This window comes from Okeania sp. SIO2B9 (genome assembly GCF_010672505.1).
Lineage (GTDB): Bacteria > Cyanobacteriota > Cyanobacteriia > Cyanobacteriales > Microcoleaceae > Okeania > Okeania hirsuta.
Window position 1 is genome coordinate 1 of record NZ_JAAHGK010000306.1, and the last position, 6,510, is coordinate 6,510.

Consider the following 6,510-nt stretch of genomic DNA (forward strand, 5'->3'; position numbering starts at 1 on the left):
CGGCTCCCGCTACGCGCCTGAGATCGCGCGAGAGGAGCCAACCTTCACCCTGACCCCGCGCCGCGCCATCGGGCCGGACAAGGATGAGTTGGCCCGAAACCCCCGCGCGCGCTCCGCCAAGCTGCGCGTAGCCACTCGAACCTCAGCCCCCCCGCGCGCCTCGGATCGCAGCGGGCTTGGCTTGCCGAAATTGGTCGGAAGGAGTCAGTCGGACCTCCTCAGGAGGAGAAAGAATTACAAAGATAAACGTAGTTATGGCGATTGAAGATTTTTTTTATGTCCAATTAAACGGATTTGATATGATAACTGAATTGACAATTATAGCAGTCTAAACAAAGGTTAGGACATATCAAAAACTTAAAACTCAGACAAACCAAGCTTTTCTTTCTTCTTTCTTCCTTCTTCCTTCTTCCTTCTTTTTTCTTTCTTCCGCTATAGCTGTTGATTATCCTTAAACACGAGTTGCTCTATTAACAGTATTATGCTCTACTTCCCTAGCTTTTTTGCCACGCCAAAGTAATCTTATTGGTGTTCCTGTAAATCCTAAATGTTGACGAAACTGACTTTGTATATAACGACGATAATTATCAGGAAAACGCTTGGGGTCATTCACAAATAAAGCAATTGTTGGTGGTTTACTTGTCACTTGAGTTCCATAATAAATTTTTCCTTGACGACCCTGACGAGTCGTTGGAGGAGAATTCCAACTAACAGCTTCCTCTAAAACTTCATTAATCACTGAAGTTGTTACCCTACGTTGATATTCATTAGCGGCATTATCTATTAAATCTAGAATTTTCTCTACTCGTTTTCCTGTAGATGCACTAATAAAAATCATCTCTGCCCATTCCATAAAATATAGTCTCGACCTTACTTCTTGTTCATAAGTATAAATAGTATAGGCATCCTTTTCCACAGCATCCCATTTATTCACCACAATAACGCAAGCTCTACCCTCCTCAATAATTCTATCTGCCAACTTTTGGTCTTGCTCTGTTACCCCATCTAAAGCATCAATTACAAACAGAACAACTTCAGTACGACGAATAGCTTTAAAAGCTCTATTAATACCAAAAAATTCTGCACCATATTCCACATTTTTCTTTTTTCTAATACCAGCAGTATCAATCAAACGATAAGTTTTTCCATTACGTTCTACTACAGTATCAATAGCATCTCTTGTCGTACCAGAAATAGGACTAACAATTGCACGATTTTCTCCAAGAAATGCGTTTAATAAACTAGATTTACCCACATTAGGACGACCAACAATTGCTACTCTAATCTCATTTGTTTCTGGAATTTCTGTAATAGGTGGTAAATGGGTAATTAACTCATCCAATAATTCTCCAGTGCCATTGCCATGAATACCAGAAATGGGATAAGGTTCTCCTAAACCCAATTCCCAAAACATCGCAGCTTGGGTTAATCCTTCTGTCAGAGATTCGCACTTATTAACTGCTAGAAGGGTAGGGACAGGTTGTTGACGAAGCCATCTAGCTATTTCTTCATCTCCTCCAGTTGGGCCTGCTTGTCCATCTACTACAAGAATAGCAACACTTGCTTCCGCAAGAGCGGCCATAGCTTGTTCGCGAATTAACGGTAAAAATTCTGTATTATCATCAAATATCAAGCCTCCTGTATCTACAACTTGGAATTCTCGGTCTCGCCAATATGCGTTACGGTAAGTACGATCGCGAGTTATTCCTGGTTCGTCATGGACAATTGCATCTTGATTTTCGGCCAAGCGATTTACTATTGTGGACTTTCCCACATTTGGTCTGCCAATAATAGCTACTATAGGTAAGGACATACTTAATTTTAATTAGTTTAGCTAAATATAACAATATGATTTTAGTTGTGAGATATTGAAGACTTTTAGGCAATAGGCAACAGGCAACAGCTCATCTGGCAACAGCTCATCTGGCAACAGGGAAAAAACGAATATATATTAATAAGATAACTGCCATGTTCTATGCTTTAAAGGAACACCTCAATTCTCACATCTGATTTCTGATTGCTATATAAATTCTTCAAACTTTTATTGTAGCAAGAATTTTGTTGAAGCAAGTTTTATATCATTTCTGTTTAATAAGACATCTCCAGAAAAGAGGGAATAGGGAATAGGGAATAGGTATGGAGGGGGAAATAACTGATAATTCCTGTACGATAATTAATTTTATTTTTGATTTTTGGAGATGTCTATATAGTGGTGAAAAAAATTATCTTCTCACTTCAAGGGTAAATCTCTTTTCCTTCTTCCTTCTTCAATTGATTTTATTTTTGATTTTTGGAGATGTCTATTAGTGGTGAAAAAAAATTATCTTCTCACTTCAAGGGCAAATCTCTTTTCCTTCTTCCTTCTTACTTCTTCCTTCTTGTTTCTTACTTCTAATGAATACACCAAGTCATGCCATTATTAATCTAGCTCTTCTTGCTAAACCACAATTATCACAAGCTAATTTTGCTATTGTAATAGGTGGAATTTTACCAGATATTCCAATCTTTATTTTCTACTTTTGGGCAAAATTTATTGTCCGGTTACCAGAAGCAAAAATTTGGTCAGAAGCCTATTATCAACCATTAATACAAAATCTTGTTGCTACTTTTCATTCTATTCCTTTAGCGATAATTTTATTACTAATTTCTTACTATTTTGGCTGGGAAATTATGCAAGTTATTTGTATTAGTTTGGTGCTTCATTCTCTGTTTGATTTACCAGTACATAATAATGATGCTCATAAACATTTTTTCCCTTTAAGTAATTATCGATTTATTAGCCCTATTTCTTATTGGGACCCGAAACATTATGGAGCAATTGTTGCCTTGATAGAAATTTTACTGGTGTTATTAGCAACTTTGTGGATATTTCCTAGCATTAATTCTGCAATCGGAAAAGTATTGATAGTTCTAGTTAATATTTTTTATTGTAGTAGTTATATTTATTTTTATAGCTGAAGGAAGAAGGAAAAAGGAAGAGAGAAGAAGTGAAAAAGGAAAAATCTGGCTTTGTCTGAGTTTTAAACTTTTGATATGTCCGCGCCCTTTCCTTCCACTGCTATATCTTCGTTCTTAAAATTTTCACCTACCACCTAATATTAAATCTATTAGTATCGGTATAAAATCTTTTGAAGTTAGGAGTCAGGTAGTAGGGGCGTTAATGATAGTTATGCGAAGCTAACGGCCGTTTGCTCAGGTAGAAGCTCTCCGCTTTACATGTCGCGGAGCGTTAACGGAGTTATGCCACAGCAAAACGCCCGTACAGGAGTCAGGAGGAAAAACAGTTATAAAGATTTGGTAATTGTGAAAATGGACAATATTTTTATACCTAATTAAACGGATTTGATATAAAACCTAAAACCTTCTTAAATCATTCTCAAATTTTCACCTACAACCTACCACCTAAAACCTAAAACCTTCTTAAATTAATTAAGAACGCCGAATATTAAAACAACACCACTCTCCTCGTTTCCAAAGAGTGGCCACAACCCAACCATTTTCTTCCAAAGTATCAGCAATTGATTTAGCTTGTTCTAGTAAAATTCCACTAAGAACGCCCCAAGTTGTAGGTTTAGCGATCGCTTCCAGACGTGGAATTATATCAATAATTACTTCAGCTAAAATATTACAAACTATACCATCTACCGGACCAGAAGCTAACTTAATTAAATGCTCAATATCCCCATGTTCAACAATTAATTTTTCAGCCGTTATATCATTTAATTTCCGATTACCAATAGTGGATCTAATTGCTAGTGGGTCAATATCAACTGCATATATCTGACGTACCCCTAATAATGCTGCACCAATGGACAAAATACCACTACCACAACCAATATCAGCAATAATAGCTTCTGGATTAGGTTCCAACCCCAAGCGCATTTCCAATGACTCCAAACATAACTCCGTAGTAGGATGAGTTCCTGTACCAAAAGCCGCTCCTGGGTCTAAACGAAGAATAATTCTATCTAAATTTTCTGGTAAATCTAGCCAAGCAGGATGAATTAGAAAGTAGTCGCCAATTTCTTGAGGTTGCCAATATTGTTTCCAACTACTTGCCCAGTCTTCTTCCTCAATTAAATCCCAATTCACTACTGGAGTTGGTAGATTCATACATAGGGCATCCTGACGTAAGTGTACGGCCAAAGCTGACAAGTCCAACATTTGAGCTTGTTCTTCTGGTATATAGGCCCAGATCAAGCAATGATTCTCTTGGACTTGACTCGCAGTACCTCGGCAACCAAAAGTATCTAGACGCCAAGCAATGACTTCCTCGAGACTTGGGTGACACAACACTCTAATTTCCCACCAGTTATATGCCATAAAAATTTAAGCTTTTCTACATTGTTATTTTCTAGATTAGGTGTTAGGTCGTAGGTCGTAGGTTCAACAATTAATAATTAATTATTAATTATTATCTATCCTTGAAAAGAAGAGGATTGACGCGGAGCGTGAAAATTTTTTCTTCCCTTGGTCTATTGGATATGGTTAGGGAACCCATCCATCCCACCCTACGGTAAGCTGCACTTTTTCCTTCGGAATGCTGCGCAAACATGTCGGCGACTGCCGTTAACGTGCGTTGTGCGCCAGCAAAACGACCGCTTTTTTTCTCCTTTAAAGGAGAGGCTTTAAACCTTAATTATTCGGTAAATTTTGTCATAATTCATAATAGAGTATATAACCTACAACAGCTTTTTGAGATATTACTCTTACCTATAACCTATAACCGAAAAATCGTGGTCTAAACCCTCCCCTTTTAAGGGGATAAAAAAAAGAGAATTCCGTATTTTCTTGCCTCCTTATTGCAGAGGTACTGTTAGCGTAGCTCCTCCGGAGGAGGCTAACTGTTAACGCAGTTGCTCTGGAGGAGGCTAAGAGATAACTGAAATGACCTATTACCTATTAGACATATCCAAATAATCAAAAATAAAATCAATTATCGTACATAAATCATCAATTATTTCTCCCTACTCCCTACTCCCTATTTTCTAGAGATGTCTATTAAAGAGCAACTGTATAAGCATCCCTAATTCCTGGTTCTTTGAGAATTTCAGTTAAAATTCCTTCCGGCAATAAGTCATCAATACTTAATACCATCACCGCATCACCCCGAACAATTTTACGACCCACCTGCATACTGGCAATATTCACATTAAAACTACCCAAAAGTGAACCTATTTTACCAATAATTCCGGGCATATCTCGGTGTAAAGTCAATAACATATAAGGACTTGGGGGGACATTAATTGGAAATCCATCAATATTAGTAATCCGAATCTCATCTTCTCCAAGTAAAGCACCTCTAACGATATGGTCACCCAGAGAACCCTTTGCTTCCAACTCTAACGAACCAGTATAGTCCCGGACTGAAGCATCCTTAGTTTCCACTACTCGAATACCTCTTTCCTTAGCTTCAATTGAAGCATTTACATAGTTTACACGCTCTCGCAGAGCTTGAGAGAGTAAACCTTTGAGAGCTGCCACTACTACTGGTTTACTATCCCCAGTGGCCAAATCTCCTTGAAGACGGACATTCAGAAAATCAATTCGTCCACCTGCCAATTGACTAACTAAATTACCAAGAGTTTCAGCCAATAACAAATAAGGCTTAAGTTTTTCTAATGTATCTGGATACATACCAGGGATATTCACTGCCGATCTAGCAGGTAACCCCAACAACACATCTCGAATCTGTTCCGCAACATCTATTGCCACATTCACCTGAGCTTCAGCAGTAGAAGCTCCCAGGTGAGGAGTCATCACAATTTTTTGTCCTAGCTCTCGTAGTGGGGACTCAGCTTCTAGAGGTTCATTTTCATACACATCTATAGCAGCACCAGCAATTTTGCCTTCTTTTAAAGCTTCTGCCAAAGCAACTTCATCAATAATGCCACCTCTAGCACAATTAATAATACGAGCTGTGGGCTTCATTTTTGCGAAAGTTTCAGCATTAATAGAATGATAAGTTTCATCAGTTTTGGGTATATGGAGAGTAATGTAGTCCGATTCTTGGACCAATAAATCCATATCTACCAAATTACAACCCAATTGGTCTGCCCTTTCTTTAGAGATAAATGGATCGTAGGCCAGAATTTTCATACCCATAGCTTTCGCCACCTTAGCTACATGGGAACCAATTTTACCCAGACCAACAACACCGAGAGTTTTTTTGTAAACCTCTACCCCAATAAACTTTTTACGGTCCCATTTGCCACTAACAACTGACTGGTTGGCTTCTGCAACGTGGCGCGACATAGATAACATCATGGCAAGGGCGTGTTCTGCTGCAGCGATCGTATTTCCTTCTGGGGAATTAACGACTACAATACCTTTGCGGGTTGCTGCTGTTACATCTACGTTATCTACCCCTACTCCAGCACGACCAATAATTTTTAGTTGAGTAGCAGCTTCAATAATTTCTTTAGTAACTTTAGTACCAGAGCGAATCATTAAAGCATCATATTCTGGTATAATCTTAACAAGTTCTTCTGCGGGTAAACCTGTTTTGAC

The 6,510-nt window shown here is 38.4% G+C and carries 4 protein-coding genes; 1 reads left to right on the forward strand and 3 read right to left on the reverse strand.

What is annotated here, in order from left to right; genetic code table 11:
- Positions 1–451 precede the first annotated feature (451 nt).
- Positions 452–1,813 (reverse strand): ribosome biogenesis GTPase Der, encoded by a 1,362-nt coding sequence (gene der, locus F6K13_RS12835; RefSeq protein ID WP_124143126.1) that lies wholly within the window; start codon positions 1,811–1,813, stop codon positions 452–454.
- A 581-nt stretch (positions 1,814–2,394) separates the two neighbouring features.
- Here der and F6K13_RS12840 point away from each other — a divergent pair.
- Positions 2,395–2,958 carry a hypothetical protein gene (locus F6K13_RS12840; RefSeq protein ID WP_124143125.1) on the forward strand — a complete coding sequence of 188 codons (564 nt, stop codon included), beginning with the start codon at positions 2,395–2,397 and terminating at the stop codon, positions 2,956–2,958.
- Positions 2,959–3,429: 471 nt separating this feature from the next.
- Here F6K13_RS12840 and prmA read toward each other — a convergent pair whose 3' ends face one another.
- Together prmA and serA are read right to left on the reverse strand one after the other, a co-directional pair.
- Positions 3,430–4,323, reverse strand: a complete 894-nt coding sequence (prmA, locus tag F6K13_RS12845) for a 50S ribosomal protein L11 methyltransferase (RefSeq protein WP_124143124.1) — start codon at positions 4,321–4,323, stop codon at positions 3,430–3,432.
- A gap of 678 nt (positions 4,324–5,001) precedes the next feature.
- Positions 5,002–6,510: phosphoglycerate dehydrogenase (gene serA / locus F6K13_RS12850; protein WP_287287557.1), on the reverse strand; the 1,509-nt coding region annotated here is incomplete at its 5' end.

Excerpts from the sequence above, each read along its gene's own strand:
- F6K13_RS12840 (WP_124143125.1), top strand. The coding sequence starts at position 2,395 with ATGAATACACCAAGTCATGCCATTATTAATCTAGCTCTTCTTGCTAAA.
- prmA (WP_124143124.1), bottom strand. The coding sequence starts at position 4,323 with ATGGCATATAACTGGTGGGAAATTAGAGTGTTGTGTCACCCAAGTCTC.
- der (WP_124143126.1), bottom strand. The coding sequence starts at position 1,813 with ATGTCCTTACCTATAGTAGCTATTATTGGCAGACCAAATGTGGGAAAG.